The organism is Pseudomonas petrae (genome assembly GCF_021728295.1).
In the GTDB taxonomy this organism is placed as follows: domain Bacteria; phylum Pseudomonadota; class Gammaproteobacteria; order Pseudomonadales; family Pseudomonadaceae; genus Aquipseudomonas; species Aquipseudomonas petrae.
This window is the reverse complement of the sequence record NZ_JAKJXE010000005.1, coordinates 177,730-199,930: the sequence shown is the minus strand read 5'-3', so window position 1 is coordinate 199,930 and position 22,201 is coordinate 177,730. Positions and strand designations below refer to the sequence as shown.

Here is a 22,201-nt window from a genome sequence, read left to right as displayed (position 1 = left end):
TTGTAAAGATTCGGGTAATCAGTTCGTCACGGCGGCCAGTTCGGCATCGTCGCGCTGACGGAAGTTGATCAGCGTGACCAGCAGGGCAAGCACCGCGAGTACGCCGGCCGCGAGCGGCACGGTGGTCAGGCCGAAACCATGGGCGATGACGCTGCCGCCGACCCACGCGCCCAGCGCGTTGCCGACGTTGAAGGCCCCGATGTTCAGGGTGGAAACCAGATTGGGCGCGGCCTTGCCGAAGGTCACCACGTTGATCTGCAGCGCAGGCACGGCGGCGAACGCGGCGGTGGCCCAGAGGAACAGGGTGATCTCAGCCGGGATCAGCGCCGTGCTGGTCCAGCTCAGCACCGTGGAAATCACCGCCATGGCGATGAACACGCCGATGAGTGTGGCGGCCAGTCGGCGGTCGGCAAGTTTGCCGCCGATGATGTTGCCCAGCGTCAGACCGAGGCCGATAAGCATCAGCGTCCAGGTCACGCCCAAAGGCGAGACGCCGGTGACTTCGCCCAACAGTGGCGCGACGTAGGTGAACAGCGCGAACACGGACGCGGCGAACAGCGCGGTCATGCTCAGCGACAGCCAGATGCCTACGCCCTTGAGGGCAGCCAGTTCGGCGCGCATGTCGAGTTTCTCTTCATCGCGTTTGCCCGGCAGGAAACGAATCAGGCCGATGAAGGCGATGACGCCAATCACCGTCACCGCGAAAAAGGTCGAGCGCCAGCCGGCTTGTTGTCCCAGTGCGGTGCCCAGTGGGACGCCGAGTACGTTGGCCAGGGTCAGGCCGGTGAACATCAGTGCGACGGCCGAAGCACGGCGATTGGCCGGAACCAGGCCTGCAGCCACCACCGACCCGATGCCGAAGAACGCGCCGTGGCAGAGCGCAGTGACCACGCGGGCGAACATCAGAATGTTGTAATCTGCCGCCAGTGCGCAGAGCAGGTTGCCGATGATGAAGATCCCCATCAGCGTGACCAGCGCGCCTTTGCGCGGCAGCTTCGCGGTGGCCATTGCCATGAACGGCGCGCCGATCGCAACGCCCAGGGCGTAGCCGGTGACCAGCCAGCCGGCGCCGGGAATGCTGACGCCCAAGTCGCTGGCGACGTCGGGGAGCAGACCCATGATGACGAACTCGGTCGTCCCGATGGCAAAGGCGCTCAGGGCCAGAATGAGTAGTGAAAGGGGCACGTTGCGTCTCCTGAAAGGCGGGTGTGTGGCGCAGGGCTCAGAGCCGCTGCGCCAGTTGCTGCACGAACGCCTGAATGACGTCTTCGTTGCGCTTGAAAAAATGCCACTGGCCGTGTTTCTGGTTGGTGATCAAACCGGCCCGTTGCAGCGTTGCCAGATGGGCCGAAACGGTCGACTGCGACAGGCCGGCCCGCTGGTCGATCTGACCGGCACAAACACCGCCATCAATCGTGTGACGTTGATCGGGGAAGGTCGTAACCGGGTCTTTGAGCCAGTCCAGAATCTGCCGGCGAACCGGGTGAGCCAGGGCTTTAATGATGTCGTCGATGTCGATGTCAGTAGGCATTGTCGTTCTCAGTGCAGTTGCGCTGTATCGCGATGGGGCGAACTTTATATCTGTAAATCGCGATATACAAATATGAATAGGTGATTAGGACGGGCTAAATCGTTATATCGAGTTATAACGATATTGAGCTGTCCTGGTTTATTGACGGAGCGTTCAGCGGCGATCGCGCTTTACAGGCGCAGGCAATGTGGCGAATGTACGGGCGTCTCGCGATGAATTCCCGCAGCTTCAGGGGAATCAGGCGCAAAAGTACGCTCGCAGCGATAAGGCAAGCACCATGAATTACCTCGCACACCTGCACCTTGGCGGGCAGACCCCGGCGCAACTGTTGGGCAGCCTGTACGGCGACTTCGTCAAAGGGCTGCTGCCCGGACGTTTCCCGGCGGACATCGAAGGCGCGATTCGTCTGCATCGGCGCATTGATGCATTCACCGATTCGCACCCGCTGATCAAGCAGGCACTGAGGCGTTTTCCCGACGGACGTCGCCGCTATGCAGGCATCGCACTGGACGTGTTTTTCGACCATTGCCTGGCGCGGGACTGGCACGTGTATTCCGACGAGCCGCTGGATGCCTTCACCCGCAAGGTCTACCGCGTGCTGGCCGATGAACCCGCGTTGCCGGAGCGTCTGGCGCTGATTGCGCCGCGCATGGCAGCGCAAGACTGGCTGGGTTCGTACCGTGAATTTTCGGTGGTGGGCGAGGCGCTGGCGGGCATCTCGCGCCGCCTTTCACGGCCGGAAGGCTTGGCCGGTGTCAACCAGGAACTGCACGCGCTGTACCGACCATTGAGTGACGACTTCAGCGCGTTTTATCCGGAGCTTCAGGCGTTTGCTCAAGCGGCCTTGGCGGCGGAACGTACCGTCGCAGGCTGAACCGCTTCGCCGAACAGCGCAACCTGCACCGCCTGCTGCGCCTCAAACGCCAGCGCCGCGCGTTCTTTGCCTTGGGACGGGATTGGCGACAGCAGCTGGATGTGCACCTCGCTCACCTCATTGGCAAACAGCCGACGCAGGTGCGAGAGCAGGTCGTCGTCGCCAATGAATGGCGCAATCTGATCCGGCTGGCCGTCTCGTACATACTGAATGGCAACAGGCTGCACCGGCACACCGGTTTCAATTGCGCTCGACAGCAGGCGGCCGTGGAAGGTGCGCAAGCTGCGGCCGTCGGTGGTGGTGCCCTCGGGGAAGATCACCAGCGAATGCCTGCCGAGCAAGTGTTGGCCCATCTGCTTCTGAATCAGCTTGCTTTCGCCCGAGCCTCGGCGGATGAACAGTGTTCCGGCTTTCAACGCCAGCCAGCCCGCGACTGGCCACGTGCGCACTTCGGCTTTGGACAGGAACGAGAGCGGCGCCAGCATCCCCAGCAGTGGAATGTCGGTCCATGACACATGATTGCTCACCCACAACATCGGCTCGCTCGGCAGCTTGCCGCTGACGTTCACGCGAAACGGCAGCGCGGCACTCAGGCGCGCCATGAACCAGGCGGTCCAGCGCTGGCGACGGGCCATGGAGTTGCCGATGCGCAGGCGTTCCATCAGGGCAAAGGTGCCGGCGATGCTCAGGCCCAGCGCAATGACCCAAAGCACCCGCACCACGCGCGCATGACTGCGCCACGTGCTCATCACACTGCTGCCTTGAAGTGGCGGGCGTAGCGTGGGCACAACTCGTCGCGTTTAAGCAGGATGAACACGTCGGCGACCTGGAAGTCTTCGTCCCAGCACGGTTCGCCGCAGATCTTCGCGCCCAGGCGCATGTAGGCCTTGAGCAGCGGCGGCATCTCACAAATCACGTTGTTGGGCAGGTCCAGTGTCGGCAGCGGATTCTTCGGTTCCGCGCGCAGGTGCTCGGTGCACAGATAACGTTCGCGCAAGCGTTGCATGATCGCGTGGGCCTGAATGCCGCCGTCCTGCATCGGAATGCTCGCGCAGCCCATCAGGTAGCTGTAGCCGCCTTCGTTGAGGATCTCGGCCAGTTCGCTCCACAACACGGCGATGGTGCCGCCGTTGCGGTAGGACGGATCGACGCAGGTGCGGCCCAGTTCCAGTATCGGGCCCTGTAAATGACGCAGGCCGTGCAGGCTGAATTCTTCTTCGCTGTAGAACCGCCCCAAGGTGTTGGCGGCCTTGTGGTCCAGCAAACGGGTGGTGGCGACTAAACGACCGCTGCTCAGGTCACGCACCCCGATGTGCATGCAGTGAACGTCGTAATCATCGATATCCAGGCCCAGTTCGGCGCCCTTGAGCTTGGCGTTGAACTCGCCGCTGAACACACTGAAGCGCAAAGCCTGTGCTTCCTGCAGGGCCTTCTCACCGACCAGGCGTTCAGCCTGCAGGCGACGTTCGGTTCGGGTGTCTCGAATGCTGGCGATCTGAGTCATGCGACGTCTCCGTAATCCCGTCTTCGTCCAGGCGGGTCGACTGATTGTTCGAGCATTGCTGTACGAATTCAGGCTAGGGAGAGGCCGTGTCACGACCATTAAGCTTTGGTGATGGTTGCGTGACAGGGGGTTGTGTTCGATGGGCTGTCATCATTGCTTGCTACGGTTGCCTGCATCCGAGCCCGAGACCCTTCCATGAGCCGTCTGCTATTCGTCTTCGCGCTGTTGCTCCTCACCTGTTCTGCCGCGGCCGAAAACTGGCCGGCGCCGGACTGGTCCGAGCGCCCGCTCAATCGAAACGACGCGCTCACTGCTCTGGAGAACTACGCCTTCCCGACCCGCGACGAAGCCACCCGCAAAGGCGTGCGCACAGACGCGCTGCTGATCATTCACGACGGCGCAGTTGTTTATGAACGCTATGGCAGCGTGACCCGGGCAGACACCCCGCACCTCACCTGGTCGATCAGCAAAAGCATTCTGGCAAGCGTGCTTGGCGTCGCTTTTGGTGAAGGTCGTTTCAAGCTTGAAGACCCCGTCGCCAGGTTCTATCCGCCGTTCGGCGCGCATCCCGATATCAAACTTCAGGACCTGCTGCACTGGGCATCGGGGCTGGACTGGCAGGAAGATTACGAATACGCGCCGCTCAACTCTTCGGTCGTGGCGATGCTCTACACCCGAGGGCGCGGCGACATGGCGCAGTACACCGCCGAACACGGCGTCGCCGGTGCGCCGGGCACTTCATACCGGTATTCCAGCGGCGACAGCACCGTTCTCGCCGCCGCGCTGAAAAGCATGGTCGGTGAGGGCGCCTATGCCGATTACCCCTGGACCGCCTTGTTCGAGCCGCTGGGCATCAACAGTGCCGTGTGGGAGCGCGATGCCACCGGCACTTTCGTAGGGTCGTCTTATGCGTACATGACGGCACGCGACCTGGCGCGCATCGGCCTGCTGATGGAACGCGGCGGGCGCTGGCAAGACCGCCAGTTGCTGCCCAGGGCCTGGGTGGATTTCAACCTCACCCCGTTCAAATCCCTGACGCCGACCGACGAAGCCCCTGGCGGTCACTGGTGGCTGAACAGGACTGCAGACGGCGCGCCGGGTCCGTGGCCCGACGCACCTCCCGATACCTTTGCCGCCCTCGGCCATTGGGGGCAGGCGCTGTATGTCATCCCCAGCGCGGGACTGTTAATCGTTCGATACGCCGACGATCGCGACGGCAGCTACGACCACAACCAGTTGCTCAAGCTGGCGCTGAAGGCCGTAGCCGGGGAGGGTGATAAATGAACGCTCGCAAAGCATTCATCCGACGCCGCCCGTTTGGCAGTCTCGCCCTGCTGGTTCTGCTGATCATCGCCGGCCTGATGTGGAACTGGCGCGTCCAGCTGCAGGTGTTCCCCAGCATCATCAGCGCTTACACCGCCAAGGAATATTGTTCATGCCGCTTTGTCATGAACAACCCGGCGCACTACTGCCAGAGCTACGTGAAGCAATGGCTGCCGAGCACCATCAACGAAGACGCCCTGAACAAACGCATCACCGCGAGAGGGTGGGGCCGCGAGAGCGCAGCGCAATGGGAGGGCCCGCGCCAGGGCTGTCGGTTGTCGCCGCCGGTGCCGTAGAACGTTGAAGTTTGCCTGCGGTCAGACAGGCGGATAGGGTTGCGTATCGCACCCTCTGGAGTCCGCATGTCCATTCGCATTCCTTCCTCGCTTGCCCGCTCGGCAAGCGCCGCTGAAGCCTGTCCCCTTACCGCCAAGGCGAGCCGACCATGAAGGGCGCGATTTTCCCGTGGCGCGAAGAAAATCAGTTCAACCTGCTGATCGACGGCCCGGCGTTTTTTCCGCGCATGATCGCCGCGATCGAAGGCGCGCAGCAGCAGATCGAGCTCGAACTGTATCTGGTCGAGGCCGGCGCCTGTGCCGAAGCGATCGTGCAGGCGCTGGTCAGTGCGGCGAGTCGCGGGGTCATTGTGCGGTGTCTGTTCGATGGCTTCGGCGCAGCGGCTTTCACCCTCAGCCTGCGCAAGCGCCTGACAGAGGCCGGCGTCATCCTGCGTTTCTATAATCCCGTCCATTGGCGGCGTGGCTTTCGAAACCTCTACCGCGACCACCGCAAACTGCTGCTGGTCGATAAAGAGCTGGCGGTGGTGGGCGGGACCGGCGTCACTGATGAGTTCTGGCGCCCGGACCTGAACAGCAGCGAGTGGCATGAGGTGATGGTGGAAATTCGCGGCCCGCTGGTGATCGACTGGCAAGCGCTGTTCGACCGCCAGTTTCACGCCAACCCTCGGCGACGAGCGTGGCGGCCGGCGGAAAACTTCGGCCTGCCGCGCTTGCCCAAGGCGCCCGTCGGTGGGCATGGACTGGGACGTGTGGCGTATGCCGACTCCCGTCAGCATCGGGATATCGTGCAGTCCCTGGTGCGCGCGCTGAACACCAGCAAGACGCGCATATGGCTGGCAACGCCGTATTTTCTGCCAACCTGGAAAGTCCGCCGCGCGTTGCGTCGCGCGGCCTCCCGGGGCGTCGACGTGCGCCTGTTGCTGACCGGGCCGCGCACCGATCACCCGTCGGTTCGCTATGCGGGTCACCGGTATTACCCGCGCCTGCTCAAGGCCGGGGTCAAAATCTTCGAGTACCAACCGTGCTTTCTGCACCTGAAAATGGTGCTGATCGACGACTGGGTCAGCGTGGGCTCGTGCAACTTCGATCACTGGAACCTGCGCTTCAATCTGGAAGCCAACCTCGAAGCGATCGACCCCGCGCTGACCCTCGCCGTGGCCACCAGCTTCACCAAGGATTTCGCCGTGAGCAGCGAAATCACCCTGGACGCCTGGAAATCCAGACCGCTGTGGCGGCGGGTTCAGGAGCGGGTGTGGGGATGGCTGGATCGGCTTGTGGTGAATGTGCTGGATCGGCGCGGCTAAGCGCCCGGTAACGCACCGATGTCGCCCACAAAAAAGCCCGACACGCAGGTCGGGCTTGTTTGTTTTAGCGTTGAAACGCTTATTGCACTTCGACCGCCAGGCTTTCACTGATCTTCTTCTGCCAGATGGCAGGGCCGGTGATGTGGACCGACTCGCCCTTGCTGTCGACCGCAACAGTGACCGGCATGTCCTTGACCTCGAACTCGTAGATCGCTTCCATGCCCATTTCAGGGAAGGCCAGCACTTGCGACTTCTTGATTGCCTGAGCGACCAGATAAGCGGCGCCGCCGACGGCCATCAGGTAAACGGCCTTATGGTCCTTGATCGCTTCGATGGCGGTCGGGCCGCGCTCGGATTTGCCGATCATGCCCAGCAGGCCGGTCTGCTCGAGGATCTGGCGGGTGAACTTGTCCATCCGCGTCGCGGTGGTCGGACCGGCAGGCCCCACCACTTCGTCACCGACCGGATCAACCGGGCCGACGTAATAGATGAAGCGACCTTTCAGATCGACCGGCAGGGTCTCACCCTTGTTCAGCATCTCGACCATGCGCTTGTGCGCCGCGTCGCGTCCGGTGAGCATCTTGCCGTTGAGCAGGACGGTTTCGCCTGGCTTCCAGCTCTGCACGTCTTCCGGCGTCAGCGTGTCGAGGTTGACCCGACGAGCCGACGGGCCGGCTTCCCAGACGATTTCCGGGTAGGCGTCCAGCGGCGGCGCTTCCAGCGAAGCGGGGCCGGAGCCGTCGAGCACGAAGTGGGCGTGACGGGTGGCGGCGCAGTTGGGGATCATGCACACCGGCAGCGACGCGGCGTGGGTCGGGTAATCCATGATCTTGACGTCGAGCACGGTGGTCAGACCGCCGAGGCCCTGGGCGCCGATGCCCAACTGGTTGACCTTCTCGAACAGCTCCAGACGCATTTCTTCCAGACGGTTCGACGGGCCGCGTGCCTTGAGCTCGTGGATGTCGATGGATTCCATCAAGACTTCCTTGGCCATGACCGCGGCTTTCTCGGCGGTACCGCCGATGCCGATGCCGAGCATGCCCGGTGGGCACCAGCCAGCGCCCATGGTCGGCACGGTTTTCAGCACCCAGTCGACGATCGAGTCGGATGGGTTGAGCATCGCCATCTTCGATTTGTTTTCCGAACCGCCGCCCTTGGCCGCCACGTCCACTTCCACGGTGTTACCCGGGACGATGGAGTAATGAATGACGGCAGGTGTGTTGTCCTTGGTGTTCTTGCGGGCGCCGGCCGGATCGGCGAGGATCGAGGCGCGCAAGACGTTTTCCGGCAGGTTGTAGGCGCGACGCACGCCTTCGTTGATCATGTCGTCCAGGCCCATGGTCGCCCCATCCCAGCGCACGTCCATGCCGACGCGGACGAACACGGTGACAATGCCGGTGTCCTGGCAGATCGGCCGATGACCGGTGGCGCACATGCGCGAGTTGATCAGAATCTGGGCCATGGAATCCCGTGCGGCGGGGGATTCCTCACGCAGGTAGGCCTCGTGCATGGCCTGAATGAAGTCAACGGGGTGGTAATAAGAAATGAACTGCAAGGCGTCAGCGACACTCTGGATCAGGTCATCTTGCTTGATCACGGTCATTGGGCGCGCTCCTCTGATTTGGCGGGAACATTCGAATTGCGGGTGGCGACAGTACCGCTTAGGCCGGATGAAGGCATCTTGATCAGGCGTCAGACAGCCGGGCAACACCTCGGCAGGTCGTGGTAAAAAAGGCGCGGCAGTATAACCCGAGGTCTCTTCAGGTACATCTGCCAGTGATTAACAGTGGTCAAGCATCGTACAACATGCACCACTGATACATGGATGAAACAGATTGTTACGGCCGTCTGGAACACAGGAATTTGAATAGTCATTTTTTTGCGCAAGCACTACAGTGGCAAGCTGCCTGCATTACCGCGCACGGCGCAGGATTGCTTCGATCTGGTGCCTGAAAAGTATCACAGGTCATCTTGCCGGTACGGGACGGACCCTTAATACCCATGATGAGTCAACGAGTGAATGCCCAAACTATCCAGCGTTTGCTGCTGAAACGTTTCGCGCTCGCTACCGGCACCTATGTGCTGGGGCTGATGCTCGTATGGATGGCGTATTTTACCGGCTACTATCACGCCACTTTTTTCGGCATCTGGTCCACCAGTGTGCTGGTGCTCTTCTGTCAGGCGGCTTTAAGCCTGGTGTTTTTCGGGGGCTACAACCGGCGCTTCAAAGACCCCAGCCTGACCGAGTTTCAGGTGCTGCTGGGGCTGGGCTGGCAGACGTTTCTGATCAGCCATATGGAAGCCTCCCGCGGCACCTTTCTGGTCGTTTACGTGTTGGTGCTGATGTTCGGACTGTTTCACCTGCGCCTCAGTATCTTCGCGCGGTGCGCCCTGTTCGCCCTGGTGGGATTCGCTGGGGTCAACCTGTGGGACGCCAGTCACGGACGGCTCTCCGATCCTGGACTGGCGGCGATTCAGACCTGCGCGCTGTTCATCGTTTTCTCCTGGCTGTGCCTGTTCGCGCGCTTCGTGCAGAACTCGCGCAACCGCATGCATCAGCGCCGGATCACCCTGCAGGCGCATCAGGAAACCCTGCGCGGAATGATGCTACAGCTCGAAGAGCTGGCTTCCACCGACGAACTGACCAACCTCTGTAACCGCCGTCACTTCCTGCGCATAGCGACCCGGGAACTTGAGCTCATGGACGGCAATTACACCGCCGGTCTGGCGCTGATCGACCTCGATCACTTCAAGCGGGTCAACGATATTCACGGTCATGCGGCGGGGGACCGTGTGCTGCAGATGTTCGGCAAAACCGCTGCCCAGTGCCTGCGCTCCGACGACATCCTCGCGCGCTATGGCGGTGAGGAATTCGTGCTGCTGATTCCGCGTTGCACCCGTGCGCAACTGGTCGATTGCTGCGAACGTATCCGACTCGCTTTTACCCATGTCACGCTGCCCGAGTTTCCTGAACTGGACCTGAGCCTGTCGATCGGCATGACGGTTATCGAGCGCGGCGATCACATGGACCGCGCGCTGCAACGGGCCGACCAGTCGCTGTATCGCGCCAAGCACCAGGGCCGTAACCGTTGCCACGGCGCCTGGGATTACGCCGATGCCTGAGTTGCGTGTGGGCGACCGGCAATGGTCGGTGGCGCCTGCGGCCAATTTGCTCGACGCGCTTAACGACGCCGGGTTGTCCGTCCCCTACAGTTGCCGAGCCGGCAGTTGCCACGCGTGTATGGTGCGATGCGTCAGTGGTGATCCGCTGGACACCGCACCCGATGCGCTGGATGCCGACAAGCGTGCCCAGGGCTGGCGGCTGTCGTGCCAGTGCCGGGTGACGAGCGACCTGACCGTCGAAATCTTCGATCCCATGCGCGATGGCTTGCCGGCAACCGTCGTTGGTGCGGACTGGCTGAGCCCGTCGGTGCTGCGCTTGCGACTGAACCCCGAACGCCCGTTGCGCTATCGCGTCGGTCAGCACCTGGTGCTCTGGACCGAAAGCGGCGTGGCGCGGCCTTACTCGTTGGCGAGCGTGCCGGGAGACAATCCCTTTCTTGAATTTCATATTGATTGCCAGCGCCCGGGCGCTTTCGCTGATGTCGCGCGCACGCTGAAAAACGATGATCCGATTCGCCTCGGCGAACTGCAGGGCGGCGCGCTGCGCTATGACCCCGACTGGCAGGACCGGCCGCTGTGGCTGCTGGCGGCAGGCACGGGACTGGCGCCGTTGTGGGGAGTGCTGCGCGAGGCGTTGCGGCAGGGGCATCAGGGCGAAATTCGCCTGCTGCATCTGGCACGTGAACCCCAGGAGCATTATCTGGCCGGCGCTCTCGGCGGGCTGGCGAACCAGCATTCGAACCTGCGTGTGGAGTTGATCGAGCTATCAGCCTTCGCGGCTGTGCTGGGTACGTTGCGCGTGACATCCCGTCAGACCATCGCGCTCGTTTGCGGATCGCCCACCAGCGTCGAGGCGTTTTCAAAGCGGCTGTTCATCGCAGGACTGCCGCGCAGTCAGTTACTGGCGGACGTGTTTGTGGAGAAGGGCTGACAGCCCTTGCGTCTTCAGGACATGAAAAAGCCCCGCACTCTCACGAGGCGGGGCTTTTTAGTGTTGCGGTGTCGCTTAAACCATTGGGTCGCCGACGTGCAGGATCTTCATGCCGTTGGTGCCGCCGATGGTGTGGTAGCTGTCGCCCTTGGTCAGGATTACCCAGTCGCCTTGCTCAACCAGACCGCGTTTGACCAGTTCGTCCACAGCTGACTGGCTGACCTGACCGGCCGGCAGTGCCGCCGGGTCGAACGGAATGGTGTAAACGCCACGGAACATCGCCGCGCGCGCCTGGGTGCCGCGGTGTGGGGAAAACGCGTAGATCGGCACCGAGGAGCGAATGCGCGACATGATCAGCGGGGTGTAGCCGCTTTCAGTCAACGCGATGATCGCTTTCACGCCAGGGAAATGGTTGGCGGTGTACATGGCGGCCAGCGCGATGCTTTCGTCACAACGGGTGAACGAGTGACCGACGCGGTGGCTGGAGGTCTTGCCGGTCGGATGACGCTCGGCGCCGACGCAGATACGCGCCATCGCTTCAACGGCTTCGACCGGATAGGAACCTGCGGCACTTTCAGCGGACAGCATCACGGCGTCGGTGTAGTCGAGCACGGCGTTGGCCACGTCGGACACTTCAGCGCGGGTTGGCATGGGGCTTGAAATCATCGATTCCATCATCTGCGTGGCAACGATCACCGCCTTGTTATGGCGACGTGCGTGCAGGATGATTTTCTTCTGGACGCCTACCAGCTCGGCATCGCCGATTTCCACGCCCAGGTCGCCACGGGCAACCATGACCGCATCGCTGGCGCGGATCAGCGCATCGAGGGTTTCGTCGTTGGCAACGGCTTCGGCGCGTTCGATCTTCGCCACCAGCCAGGCCGTGCCGCCGGACTCGTCACGCAGTTTGCGCGCGTATTCCATGTCCGCCGCATCACGCGGGAACGAAACGGCCAGGTAATCCAGGTCCATTTCGGCAGCAAGCTTGATGTCCTGCTTGTCTTTCTCGGTCAGCGCCGGAGCTGTGAGGCCGCCGCCGCGACGGTTGATGCCTTTGTGATCCGACAGCGGGCCGCCAATGGTCACGGTGCAATGCAGTGCATCGGCGGTTTGCGTGTCAACGCGCATGACCACGCGCCCATCATCCAGCAGCAACTCGTCGCCGACACCGCAGTCCTTGACCAGATCGGGGTAATCGATACCGACGATATCCTGGTTGCCGTCGGTCAGAGGATGGCTGGTGGAGAAGATGAACTTGTCACCTACCTTCAGCTCGATCTTCTTGTTGACGAATTTGGCGATGCGGATTTTCGGGCCTTGAAGGTCACCCAGCAACGCGACGAACCGGCCGTTCTTGGCGGCGATGTCGCGGATCAGCTTCGCGCGAGCCTTGTGCTCGTCGGGCGTGCCGTGGGAGAAGTTCAGGCGGGCGACGTCCAGGCCAGCAAGAATCAGCTTCTCGATGACTTCTGGCGAATTACTGGCAGGGCCCAGTGTGGCTACGATTTTGGTGCGGCGAACGGTCATGCACAAACTCCTTAAATGAAGCGCAGCGAGAGGCTACTACTGTATTGCTCTGTAGTCATTGTTCCTTTGCACTACCTGACCCCCTGATCGCTGGGCAATCGGCAGGACGGCGGCACTCAAATCGGCCTTGAAGAAATCCCGGAATACGCCGATATAGCGGCTGAGCACAGGAGACTCTCATGCGAATCGTGATGATATTAGTGGCGCTGCTTGCCTTGGGTGGCTGCACCCGCTGGGCAATGAACAGCCATTTGAACAATGCCAACCGCGCCTACGCCCAGGGCGACTGTGACGCGGTGATGTACAACCTGTCGAAAGTCGATCGGGAAAGCCGTTCGCGTCGCTACGTACAGCCCGAAGTGTCGATGTTGCGTGGCCAGTGCCTGGAACGCCAGAAGTTCTACATGGATGCGGTGCAGACCTACCAGTTCATCATTACCCAGTTTCCGGAAAGCGAGTATGCGTTCCGCGCCAAGGCCCGCCTGGATACCTTGCATCAGCTCGGCCATGACAACCTGGCCCCGCCCGCCACACCTCGCGCTGCTTCACGGTAGTTACACCCGAGTGGATGTACGGTTGCGTTTCCGGGTGGATATCGGGAAAACCTGAGCTAGGCTGCGATGGGTAGGGACCTAAGTGTTTTGACGGAGGCGGCAGCGCCACTGATCCGAAAGCGGGGCGATAGGTGTGGTTATCGCTGATCGGCTACTCGGATCAGTGACTTTTGCCAGTGCCGAATGAGTCAGATGTCGTCATCGGTTTTTTCAACTGATGGATTATGGCGTCACGGGTCTGGCAGTTCCGTGCAACCGAATCCCAAAGCACTAGCGCGGCCATGCTCAATGGTCATCTCAGGGCGAGTGTCCGAATGCTTAATGAAAGACGAATACAACGTCACCAACTGCCTTACTACCTGCAAGTGTTCAACCGGTACACCGATAAACCGTTGGGTTGCCTGGGGAACGTATCTGAGCAGGGCCTGATGCTGATCAGCGATCTGCCCATTCTGGTGGGGGCCGATTTTCAGCTGCGCCTGAAAGTACCTGACGGCAAGAGCGGCATGTACAACATCGATATCGACGCCAGCTGCCTGTGGTGTCGGGAAGACGAAACCCCGCGCGTGTTCGATTCCGGCTTCCGCCTGCAAGCGGCGCCGGCGGAATACTTTGGCCTCATTCAGGCTTTGCAGCACTACTTCAGCTTCTATCCGCTGGAAGCGTCCGCCTGAAGGTAAGCGCGCTACAGCGCGCCGGCCTTTTTCCAGCTCATGTATCGGCTCACCAACTCCGGCCCCAGCTCACTGGGGCGCACGTCCAGCACCGGGATTCCATGGGCGATCAATCGCTCATGCAGCCCGCTGCGTGCGTTTAGCAGGTCGACCGTCCCGCAATAGTCGACAGCCTCTTGCCAGGTCTGCACCGGCGTTTGGCGCAGCTCGTCGAGTACGACCTCTCGCAGACTGGCAATCAGCACCCGATGATGGCGACTCAGCTGTTTGACCGCTTCGAGTAACTGCTCGTCATCCTCGTCCCGCAGGTTAGTGATCACCACCACCAACGCCCGGCGCTTCTGCCGCGCGAGGATGTTTCGCATCGCTACCGCGTAATCCGCAGGGCGCTGGGTCGCGTTGACGTTATAGAGGTGATTCAACAGAACGTTCAGTTGGCCCGCGCCTTTGACGGGTGGCAGATGCCGGTCCTGGTCGCCCGCGAAGGTTGAAAGGCCGACCGCGTCGCCCTGACGCAAGGCGACGTAGCTCAGCAGCAGGCAGGCGTTCAGCCCATGGTCGAAGTGCGTCAGCGCGCCGTCCTGGCTGCGCATGCGTCGGCCACAGTCCAGCATGAACAGGATTTGCTGATCGCGCTCATCCTGATATTCCCGCGCAATGGGGGCGCGATGCCGCGCAGTGGCTTTCCAGTCGATCTGACGCAGGCTGTCGCCTTCACGAAATTCGCGCAGTTGATGAAATTCCAGGCCCAGCCCCCGACGCGGCTGTTGGCGGATGCCGATCTGCCTGAGCCAGTTCTCGACGCCCAACAACTGCCCGTTCTGCAACCGGGCGAAATCCGGGTACACCCGGACGGCGTCATGGTTGGGCACATAACGCCGGGATGACCACAGGCGCAACGGGCTGCGCATGAGAATCTCGGTCCGTTCGAAAGTGAAATCCCCCCGACTGGCCGGGCGCAGCCGATAGGTCAGCTGGGCCGTGCGTTGCGGGCGCAGCACGACGTCCTGGGGCAGACTTTCGGTTTCGTAACGGGCGTCCGGCTCTGAGGGCCCATGATCAAAGAGGGTCATATGCAGCGCGCGGGGTGAATCGTGTTCCACCTCGACCCGCACCTCGCTCCAGCGTCCCATTCCCAGACTGCCGGTCAAATGCCGCTTTACTCGAGGGGAGGGCAAGCGCCAGAGCCATCCCGCATCCAGCCCTGCCACAGCAGCCATTATCCACAGCAGGGTCCAGAAAAAGCCGTCCAGCCGTGCGACCGGGCCTCGTCCCAATGCTTGCAGAATACCGAGCAGCACCGATACGCCGAGGAGAACGGCCAGCCACCAGAGCAGGCGTGTCGACGGCTTGAGCAGTGGCTTCATCGGCGCGGCGCCGCCACCTGATCCAGCAATTGCTTGAGCACTTGATCCACCGACAACCCCTCGATGTCCAGCTCCGGCGCAAGTCTCACCCTGTGCCGAAGCACTGCCAGCGCGCAGCCTTTGACGTCGTCGGGTACGACGAACTCACCGCCTCGCAACAGCGCACGGGCGCGTGCTCCCCGAATCAGCGCGATGGATGCCCGCGGCCCGGCACCCAGCGTCAGGCCCGGCCACGTGCGAGTCGCGCGGGCCAGCCGCACGGCGTAATCGAGCACCTGTTCATCCACCGGCAGATCGCTGGCGATGCGTTGCAGCGCCAGCACATCTTTTGCCTGCATCAAGGTGCGCAGGGGCTGGATGTCGAGCATGTCGGAGCGCGTCGAACGCGTGACCTGGCGGACCATCTCCAGCTCCTGATCGGCCTGGGGATAATCCATACGCACCTTGAGCATGAAGCGGTCGAGCTCGGCTTCGGGCAGCGGATAAGTGCCTTCCTGCTCGATCGGGTTCTGCGTCGCGAGCACCATGAACGGTTGCGGCACCGGCAGCGCTCGGCCCTCCAGCGTGACCTGACGTTCCTGCATCGCCTCAAGCAGCGCGGCCTGGGTCTTGGCCGGTGCGCGGTTGATCTCGTCCGCAAGCAGCAGATGGGTAAACAGCGGTCCTTTGCGCAGCTTGAACTGCTCGCTCTGCATGTCGTAAACGGCATGGCCGGTCACATCGCTGGGCATCAGGTCAGGGGTGAACTGAATGCGCGCGAACTCGCCGCCGAAACACCGAGCCAGCGCCCGCACTAGCAGCGTCTTGCCCAGCCCGGGCACGCCTTCGAGCAAGACATGGCCACCGCCGATCAGTGCGGTCAGCACATCATCGATCACCGCGTCCTGGCCGATGACCGCTTTTTGCAACTCGTGCCGCACCGCCTGCGCCAGATGAATCGCACGCTGTCGCTGCTGCGCCGGATTGCTGCCCGAAGCGGTGGCCGGCTCGGTGTGCTTGTGGTCCACGGCTATGGGTTCGGGCGTGGGAAGGTGATTGGCCGCGTGGCTTGGCTCGGTCGGTTGATCGCTCACATGCTCTGGCGCCTTGCTAACTTTCAAGTCCGTTTTATCGTCCATAAATCGAGCGCTTACCTAATTTGACTTTGCTGGAATTTTGCCGGGGCGCCGGTGAACAAGCTCCCTCGCTCGCCGCACCTTGGAATGTATCGAGCCTCAACGGTCAAAGGCGACGCTGCGTTGAGGTTTGATCGAAAGGAGTAGAAGCCATGTTTGTCCGATCTTGAGTGTATGTCCAGAACCCTGAAGCGACATGCTCGGCTCCTGTGAAACGACACAATCGAGATTGGCGGCCCCACTTGGGCTAGAATCACGACGAACCTGCTTGCCGAATGAAACTGAACTGCCGGAGAACATCATGGCTAAGGTCGAAACAAAAAAATTGTCTGAAGAGGACATGCTGAACCTTGAGGACAAAATCCCTGTATTGGCTGCAAGCGCGACCGTCTCGGCATACTACCGAGCGCTGTCGTCGGGGCTGACTGTGTACCGCATCCAGGGCACCAATATGGTTGAAGCCAAAGCTGACGGCTCGGTGCGGGTAATCGCCCCGGCCAAGCCTCGTACTAAAGTCCAGCTTGGCAAAGTGCACAAGGTTCGCCGGCTGAAAGCCAGTGCCTAGGGCGCGCTGCTGGGCGGGGCCTAATGGCAGCGGTAAATCCACGATGAAGGGCTTTGTCCCGGCGAATCTCATTGGTATCTACGTCAACGCCGATGACATCGAACACGAGGTCAACGAAACCGGTTTTCTGGACCTCTCGACGTACAAAATTCACACCACACCCCAAGCATTGCATTCATTTATCGATGAGCATTCGCTGCTCGTCAAATTCAACAGGCAGGCCCAGGCGAAATTGATTGGGCTAAATGGAAACCGCGTTGAGTTCACGTGCGTACCAATGGATTCCTATTTCGCCTCGGCAATTGCCGATTTCATTCGGCATCAGTTACTGGAACTTGGCGAAAATTTTACCTTCGAAACGGTGATGTCCAGCCCTGACAAGGTCGAGTTTCTGGAAATGGCACAGCGCAGGGGCTACCGCACTTACCTCTATTACGTTTCCACTGACTCTGTGGACATCAACATCCAGAGGGTAGCCAACCGAGTTGCAGAAGGTGGTCACAATGTACCCGAGGACAAAATTCGCAAGCGCTACAAGGGCTCGCTTGATTTGCTTCCTGCTGCAGTTGAGGCGACCAATCGGGCTTACATTTTCGATAACTCGGAAGCCGAGGCTGTCTTGCTTGCAGAAGTCACCGACGGCACCGATTTCGAATTCCGGTTCGAGGATTTGCCCGATTGGTTCGTTGAGAGTTACGTCAACAAAGTCTTAGGCGCAGCCGAAGACTGATACGGCATTGCCAGTAGCCAGCGCAGCGACATGACTGCGGTTGTTCGCCTACACATTCAATGCATTCCTGATGGTTTGCAGGTACGCAACCTGACGGGTGAATTCGCTGCTGGACAGGCGTTGCTCCGGTCGGGGCCGCAGTGCCTGGCCGATGCTGCTGGTGGACTGACGCGTCATGCGCGCCAGCGTCTGCCATTGTTCGGTGACGGTCAGGGTTTCAAACCCGGGATGCCGCTGCCGGGCGCGGCGCAGAATGTCTTGCTGCAGGGCACGCAACGCGGCGTGCTGGCCTTCCCGGCGGAGCATGAAGTCGGCGCTCGCGCGCAGGTGTTCGCTGAGCTGACGGCGGCCGCGCGACAGAATCGGCAGCATCGGGCCATGGCGCATGCCTGCATGCCACAGCGTTGCAATGAGGCACAGCGTCAGGGCGAGCAGCGCCTGGGGAAAGTATTTCCAGAGCAGCCCGAACAGGTTGTCGTGTTCAGTGCGCAGCACCATCGTGACGGTGCTGTCCTGGCTCAGGTACCAGAGCAGCCAGGCATTATCGTATTCGCCGATGGTGTGGGTTTTCCAGAGGTCGGCGTCTGTGACGACGGTGATCAATCCGGAGCCGTACACCATTTGCAGCAGGTGCGTGGCGTCAGCGCTGTTGGCCCATGACTGTGCATGATCCTCGGGGTCATCCAGATGGAAGGCCGGGTCGAAGCTCATGTAGGCCGGGGCGTTTTCGTTTTGCACGAACAGCCGGGTCAACTCGGGCCACGGCGTTTCGGGGCCTTGAATGTCCGGCGTGCTCAGCGGGATGACCGGCTTGAGTTGTTCGCGCTGCCGTTCGCGGTCCTGCTCTTGCAGATCCTGGGTGAGGAATTGATGAATCTGCAATTGATCCAGCAACAGGTCGCCGCTGCTTCCCTTGGCCTGGTCCCACAGCTGTTCGGCAACAAACAGAAGGCGGCCGCCTGACTGGGTCCAGGCCAGCAAGCGCTTGACCTCGGACGGCGTCATCTTCTCGCGGAAATCCAGCAGCATGAGCGTTTGCGGCTGGTCTTGGATGTCGGGGAGAGTGGCGAGCGTTTCGACCGTCTTCACCTGAATGTTTCGCTGACGCAGGAACGTCTGAGCGGCGAGGTAGGGGTTGGCCAGCGCCTCGGGAGAAGGGCCCTGGTCGACGGTTTCCTGATAACGTTCGAGCCGCTTCAGCACAGGCACACTGGCGATGACGATGCTTGCCAGCATCAGCGCGGTGACCAGCCCGATGATCCAGCGCCGGCTCATGCGCCTGCTCCCTGCGCGAACAACTTCCGCCAGCCTGAGCACAGCGTCTGTCGTGCTTGATCCGGCGGCACCTGATGCCCGTAGGCGAGATTCTGCCAGTGGCGCGTCAGCTCATGGCTGAAGTCATCGAGGGATGGCTGCTTGAGCTCGGCGATGCGCGCCAGTATCTGGCCCTCGGTGTCCGCGCTTTTCAGCGGCAGCTGGTAATCGGTCAACAGGCGGCTGAGCAGTGCGCGGTAAAGCAGGCTCAAAGCCTCGCGGGGTGACTGCCGCCAGAGCCTCTCCGCTGCATCCGCGACATCCGCCGGCAGACTTTCAGCACGGACTTGTAAGCCAAAGAGTTGGTGAGGGATGTCTTGTGGTGCAGGTGCCTTGCGTGGGCTTTTACCTACGAAGGTGGCGAACCAGGCCCGATACCGCCAGATCACCCACGCGACCGTGAGGCCGAGGAGCGTCCATAACAGTGCCCCGAAAACAGCCGACAGGGTTTTGCCCACGTTGAGCGCGCCGACGACCAGTCGCGCCAGCCAGTTGGGTGTCTCGGCTGAGTTGGCATCATGCTTGGCGTCATGCTTGGCATCGTAAGCGGGCTCGGCGATGCGCCACCCGGACACTGGTTTGGGATTCTTGAACGGCGGTTGTTCAAGCACGGCATGGATGGCGTTCTGTGACGCCTGGCTGGTCAGCGGCTGATTAAGCAGGCGTGGCGAGTCGGGCGGTGCAACGTCTTCGTCAGTCTGCGGGTTGTCCAGCGGCGGCAGTGGGCAGCTATTGCCCGACTCGCTGGGGATTTCGTCCGGCATTGACTGGTCTGTCATTGACTGGTTTGCCGCCGACTCTGCCATGACCGAAGAAGGCAACAACGTCAGCGCGAGGATCCCGCCCAGTAACAACGACAGTGCGCTGCCCAGAACACGCTGACGCAGCTTGCGGAAACGCAGTTCGATGTCCCACGCCTCCAATGCGGTTCGGCGATTGAGGTACAGGGCAAACCCGCAGGACACATAAACCGGCCCCCACACGACCAAAACCAGCGCATAAAACCCGTTGGTCAGATGCTCCAGCCAGTTCCACTCACCCTCGATGTCCAGCAGGCTGCGCCATGACCAGTCGGCTTCGATCTGCGGCGGAATCATGGCGTAGAACAGCACCATCAGTCCGATCCAGAAGGTCATTTCAAGTGTGCTGCCCAGCGCCGTCAGCAGACGCGCCGCCCGGGATTCCTTCTGGCCAAGCACGGCAATCCGCTGCGCACGCGACAACCCGTCGAGTCCTTCGAGTTGCTGCACCGGCTGATAGTAGCTGCGGCTGAGGCTCAGACGCCGCCAGGTCAGGGTTGCTATCAACTGCGGTTTTAAAGCGGACGGAAAGCTTTTCAGCGCCTGCTTGAGCGAAGGTGCCGAGCCGAACAGCGCCTGCGACAGAATCAGCAGCGGCAGCCGTTCGTACGCCGGCTTCAGCCACCAGAACACGAGAACTGCCACCGACGGGTAATCCCACAGCAGCAGGGTCAGCAGCGCGAAGATGGGCAAGGTGACGATGGCCCAGCTGGTCATTAGTAAGGCGCGGTGCCGTTGCGCCAGGAGAACGCCCAGATCGATGGCCTCCCAGGGCGTGCGTGGGCGTATGACAACGCTGGCGTCAATCAGGCGCATGGGGCGTGCGTCCGGCAAGAATCAGGTAGGCGCCGACCAGCAACCATAACGAAGCACCCACCAGGTATTTTGCCGTCGCTGGCGGCCAGCTCATCGACGACCAGTACGCTTCAATGAATGCAGCGATGAGCAGGAACATCATGACCCCGCCAATCAGTCGCACGCTGATCTGGGCAGCGCGGCGAAGCGCTTCGCCTCGGCGCAGTCGACCGGGAGCGACCAGCGCCCATCCGAGTTTCAGCCCCGCCGCACCCGCCAGCGTGATGCCGGTCAGCTCGAAAGCGCTGTGTCCGACCACGAACGGCCAGAAGGTTGCGCCCATGCCTGCGTCGGTGAGATGGCCTGCAACCGCGCCAATCATCAGCCCGTTGAAGAACAGAAAAAACAGACTGCCGACGCCGAAGAACAGGCCGCTGGCGAAGGTCTGGAAAGCAATGCCGACGTTGTGCATGACGTAGTAACCGAACATCAGCCAGTCAGTACTCGACGCGCGCTCGGCCGTCTGCCCGATGCGCCGTGCGGCGGGCTCGTACATCGCGTGCATTCCGGCAACATCGGCCGGGCTGACGACGCTGTACACCAGATCCGGATAGCCATAGACGAGCAGCGCCATGAGCGTCAGGCTGCCAAAAAACAGCAGGCCGGCGAGGGCGACCCATCGCCATTCAGCGCGCACCAGCCGCGGAAAGTCTGCGAGCACAAAGCTCAGCAACTGCGCAGTGAACTGGCTTCGGTGGCGATACAACTGCTGGTGGCCGCGCATCGCAAGCTGTTGCAGTTGCTCGACCAGATGACTGGCGTATCCACGGTCAATCGCCAGCGCGAGCTGTTGGCAGATCTGACGGTATTCGCGGCTGAAGCCCGCGCCGGATTCGCTTTTACGGCGACTCCCTTCCAGCGCCTCAAGACGCGTTGCGAAACGCTGCCAGTCTTGTGCGTGACGTTTTTCGAACAGGCTCTGCTTCATGATTCACCGGCCAGGCTGCGGGCAATGCCCTTCAATTGCTGGACCGGATAGTGCGGATCTGGCGAGGTAGACAGCTGCAACGGCTGCGTGACGATCGCGGCAAGCTCCTGAGCCCTCGCCGGAGAAAGTGTGTCTTGCCGCTCGGCAAAGGCTTGTATGGCGCGCTGCTCCTCCAGCAAGAGGGGCAGCGACGGATTCAGCGCAGTGGCCTCAGCCAGTGGCGGCCGCTGCGGGGGTACATCCCGATAGATGACCAGCGTGCCGGCCGCGAAATCCCCAAGGCGTTTGAACAGCGGGTGCTGCAAACAGGTGAACGCGCCAACGCAGTAGCCGAAGGGCAGCATGTCGACGAAACGCAGCAGGTTGCGCAGCACTGAGGCCGACCAGCCAATCGGCGTGCCGTCATCGTGAATGACCCGCAGTCCCATGATCTGTTTTCCCGGGGTACGTCCCTGATGCAGCACCTCGAAAAGCACCATGTAACCCCACGTCCCGATGAACAGCGCGAGCATGAACAGCCCGGTGCCGAAGTCGCCCAGTGTTCCCAGCACAAAAAACAGCGCACCCAGCAATACGCCACGAATCATCAGGTCGATGCCGAAAGCAATTGACCGGGACAGTAAACCGGCGGGGCGCACGATGAGGTCGATGCCCTCGGGCGTTTCCATGCGGACACGGGTGTCCAGCAGGGCAAGCGGTGCAGCAAATCCTGGCTCTGCATGGGAAAGGGACATAAAGAAAGGTACGCCGGTGAAAGAGGTTTGATGCTAGCCACGCCGGAGTGGCTAAGCAACAGGATGATTCTGGACGATGTGTGGGAAGGCTCCTGTTACAACTTGCCGGCCATCGACAGCCGCCACTTTCGCACAAACTGTGTCGAAGT

The 22,201-nt window shown here is 61.5% G+C and carries 22 protein-coding genes; 10 read left to right on the top strand and 12 right to left on the bottom strand.

Annotated elements, in window-relative coordinates; translation table 11 throughout:
- Nucleotides 1-18 precede the first annotated feature (18 nt).
- Both L4G42_RS10555 and L4G42_RS10550 read right to left on the bottom strand, forming a co-directional pair.
- Complete coding sequence (locus L4G42_RS10555; protein ID WP_237250464.1) at nucleotides 19-1,185, bottom strand: MFS transporter; 1,167 nt, start codon at nucleotides 1,183-1,185, stop codon at nucleotides 19-21.
- Nucleotides 1,186-1,222: 37 nt separating this feature from the next.
- The gene (locus L4G42_RS10550) at nucleotides 1,223-1,531 is read right to left on the bottom strand and encodes an ArsR/SmtB family transcription factor (protein ID WP_237250463.1); all 309 of its coding nucleotides are present in this window, start codon (nucleotides 1,529-1,531) and stop codon (nucleotides 1,223-1,225) included.
- Between the two features lie 277 nt (nucleotides 1,532-1,808).
- Between L4G42_RS10550 and L4G42_RS10545 the strand changes: the two genes are divergently transcribed.
- Nucleotides 1,809-2,405 (top strand): acyl carrier protein phosphodiesterase, encoded by a 597-nt coding sequence (locus L4G42_RS10545; protein ID WP_237250462.1) that lies wholly within the window; start codon nucleotides 1,809-1,811, stop codon nucleotides 2,403-2,405.
- Here the strand turns inward: L4G42_RS10545 and L4G42_RS10540 are convergent.
- Nucleotides 2,366-3,154 (bottom strand): lysophospholipid acyltransferase family protein, encoded by a 789-nt coding sequence (locus L4G42_RS10540; RefSeq protein ID WP_237250461.1) that lies wholly within the window; start codon nucleotides 3,152-3,154, stop codon nucleotides 2,366-2,368. The genes L4G42_RS10545 and L4G42_RS10540 overlap by 40 nt on opposite strands.
- Nucleotides 3,154-3,909: an L-ornithine N(alpha)-acyltransferase gene (olsB, locus tag L4G42_RS10535; RefSeq protein WP_237250460.1), complete on the bottom strand. Its 756-nt coding sequence runs from the start codon at nucleotides 3,907-3,909 to the stop codon at nucleotides 3,154-3,156. The genes L4G42_RS10540 and olsB overlap by 1 nt, the downstream gene beginning before the upstream one ends.
- 195 nt (nucleotides 3,910-4,104) lie before the next feature.
- Here olsB and L4G42_RS10530 point away from each other — a divergent pair, with 195 nt between their 5' ends.
- From L4G42_RS10530 to L4G42_RS10520, 3 genes are all read left to right on the top strand, one after another.
- Nucleotides 4,105-5,193: a serine hydrolase domain-containing protein gene (locus L4G42_RS10530; protein WP_237250459.1), complete on the top strand. Its 1,089-nt coding sequence runs from the start codon at nucleotides 4,105-4,107 to the stop codon at nucleotides 5,191-5,193.
- Nucleotides 5,190-5,528, top strand: coding sequence for an amidase (locus tag L4G42_RS10525; RefSeq protein ID WP_237250458.1), 339 nt, complete (start codon nucleotides 5,190-5,192; stop codon nucleotides 5,526-5,528). The genes L4G42_RS10530 and L4G42_RS10525 overlap by 4 nt, the downstream gene beginning before the upstream one ends.
- A gap of 149 nt (nucleotides 5,529-5,677) precedes the next feature.
- Nucleotides 5,678-6,835, top strand: a complete 1,158-nt coding sequence (locus L4G42_RS10520; RefSeq protein WP_237250457.1) for a phospholipase D-like domain-containing protein — start codon at nucleotides 5,678-5,680, stop codon at nucleotides 6,833-6,835.
- Nucleotides 6,836-6,914: 79 nt separating this feature from the next.
- Here the strand turns inward: L4G42_RS10520 and L4G42_RS10515 are convergent, their stop codons facing one another.
- Nucleotides 6,915-8,438 (bottom strand): fumarate hydratase, encoded by a 1,524-nt coding sequence (locus tag L4G42_RS10515; RefSeq protein WP_237250456.1) that lies wholly within the window; start codon nucleotides 8,436-8,438, stop codon nucleotides 6,915-6,917.
- A gap of 413 nt (nucleotides 8,439-8,851) precedes the next feature.
- Between L4G42_RS10515 and L4G42_RS10510 the strand changes: the two genes are divergently transcribed.
- The gene (locus L4G42_RS10510) at nucleotides 8,852-9,958 is read left to right on the top strand and encodes a GGDEF domain-containing protein (protein WP_419789363.1); all 1,107 of its coding nucleotides are present in this window, start codon (nucleotides 8,852-8,854) and stop codon (nucleotides 9,956-9,958) included.
- A complete protein-coding gene (locus tag L4G42_RS10505; RefSeq protein WP_237250455.1) occupies nucleotides 9,951-10,889 on the top strand; it encodes an iron-sulfur-binding ferredoxin reductase in 939 nt (312 codons plus the stop codon). Before L4G42_RS10510 ends, L4G42_RS10505 begins: the two co-directional genes overlap by 8 nt.
- Nucleotides 10,890-10,964: 75 nt before the next feature.
- Here the strand turns inward: L4G42_RS10505 and pyk are convergent, their stop codons facing one another.
- The gene (gene pyk, locus L4G42_RS10500; RefSeq protein WP_237250454.1) at nucleotides 10,965-12,416 is read right to left on the bottom strand and encodes a pyruvate kinase; all 1,452 of its coding nucleotides are present in this window, start codon (nucleotides 12,414-12,416) and stop codon (nucleotides 10,965-10,967) included.
- A gap of 179 nt (nucleotides 12,417-12,595) precedes the next feature.
- On the opposite strand from pyk, the gene L4G42_RS10495 reads away from it, so the two are divergent.
- Both L4G42_RS10495 and L4G42_RS10490 read left to right on the top strand, forming a co-directional pair.
- On the top strand, nucleotides 12,596-12,970 hold the full coding sequence (locus L4G42_RS10495; protein ID WP_172609527.1) for a tetratricopeptide repeat protein: 375 nt from the start codon (nucleotides 12,596-12,598) through the stop codon (nucleotides 12,968-12,970).
- 314 nt (nucleotides 12,971-13,284) lie between these two features.
- Nucleotides 13,285-13,644, top strand: coding sequence for a PilZ domain-containing protein (locus L4G42_RS10490; protein WP_237250453.1), 360 nt, complete (start codon nucleotides 13,285-13,287; stop codon nucleotides 13,642-13,644).
- A gap of 11 nt (nucleotides 13,645-13,655) precedes the next feature.
- Here L4G42_RS10490 and L4G42_RS10485 read toward each other — a convergent pair whose 3' ends face one another.
- Together L4G42_RS10485 and L4G42_RS10480 are read right to left on the bottom strand one after the other, a co-directional pair.
- Entirely contained in the window at nucleotides 13,656-15,011 is a 1,356-nt protein-coding gene (locus L4G42_RS10485; protein ID WP_237250452.1) for a DUF58 domain-containing protein, read from the bottom strand.
- On the bottom strand, nucleotides 15,008-16,129 hold the full coding sequence (locus L4G42_RS10480) for an AAA family ATPase (protein ID WP_237250451.1): 1,122 nt from the start codon (nucleotides 16,127-16,129) through the stop codon (nucleotides 15,008-15,010). The genes L4G42_RS10485 and L4G42_RS10480 overlap by 4 nt, the downstream gene beginning before the upstream one ends.
- A gap of 298 nt (nucleotides 16,130-16,427) precedes the next feature.
- Here L4G42_RS10480 and L4G42_RS10475 point away from each other — a divergent pair, with 298 nt between their 5' ends.
- Both L4G42_RS10475 and L4G42_RS10470 read left to right on the top strand, forming a co-directional pair.
- Nucleotides 16,428-16,691 carry a hypothetical protein gene (locus tag L4G42_RS10475; protein ID WP_237250450.1) on the top strand — a complete coding sequence of 88 codons (264 nt, stop codon included), beginning with the start codon at nucleotides 16,428-16,430 and terminating at the stop codon, nucleotides 16,689-16,691.
- Nucleotides 16,692-16,734: 43 nt separating this feature from the next.
- On the top strand, nucleotides 16,735-17,421 hold the full coding sequence (locus L4G42_RS10470; RefSeq protein WP_237250449.1) for an ATPase: 687 nt from the start codon (nucleotides 16,735-16,737) through the stop codon (nucleotides 17,419-17,421).
- A gap of 48 nt (nucleotides 17,422-17,469) precedes the next feature.
- On the opposite strand, the gene L4G42_RS10465 is transcribed toward L4G42_RS10470, so the two are convergent.
- Genes L4G42_RS10465 through L4G42_RS10450 form a run of 4 tightly spaced genes read right to left on the bottom strand, consistent with a single transcriptional unit; the run spans nucleotide 17,470 to nucleotide 22,052 of the window.
- On the bottom strand, nucleotides 17,470-18,696 hold the full coding sequence (locus tag L4G42_RS10465) for a DUF4350 domain-containing protein (protein WP_237250448.1): 1,227 nt from the start codon (nucleotides 18,694-18,696) through the stop codon (nucleotides 17,470-17,472).
- On the bottom strand, nucleotides 18,693-20,351 hold the full coding sequence (locus tag L4G42_RS10460) for a DUF4129 domain-containing protein (RefSeq protein ID WP_237250447.1): 1,659 nt from the start codon (nucleotides 20,349-20,351) through the stop codon (nucleotides 18,693-18,695). Before L4G42_RS10460 ends, L4G42_RS10465 begins: the two co-directional genes overlap by 4 nt.
- Nucleotides 20,338-21,318 (bottom strand): stage II sporulation protein M, encoded by a 981-nt coding sequence (locus L4G42_RS10455; protein ID WP_237250446.1) that lies wholly within the window; start codon nucleotides 21,316-21,318, stop codon nucleotides 20,338-20,340. The genes L4G42_RS10460 and L4G42_RS10455 overlap by 14 nt, the downstream gene beginning before the upstream one ends.
- The gene (locus tag L4G42_RS10450) at nucleotides 21,315-22,052 is read right to left on the bottom strand and encodes an RDD family protein (RefSeq protein WP_237250445.1); all 738 of its coding nucleotides are present in this window, start codon (nucleotides 22,050-22,052) and stop codon (nucleotides 21,315-21,317) included. Before L4G42_RS10450 ends, L4G42_RS10455 begins: the two co-directional genes overlap by 4 nt.
- Between the last annotated feature and the right edge of the window lie 149 nt (nucleotides 22,053-22,201).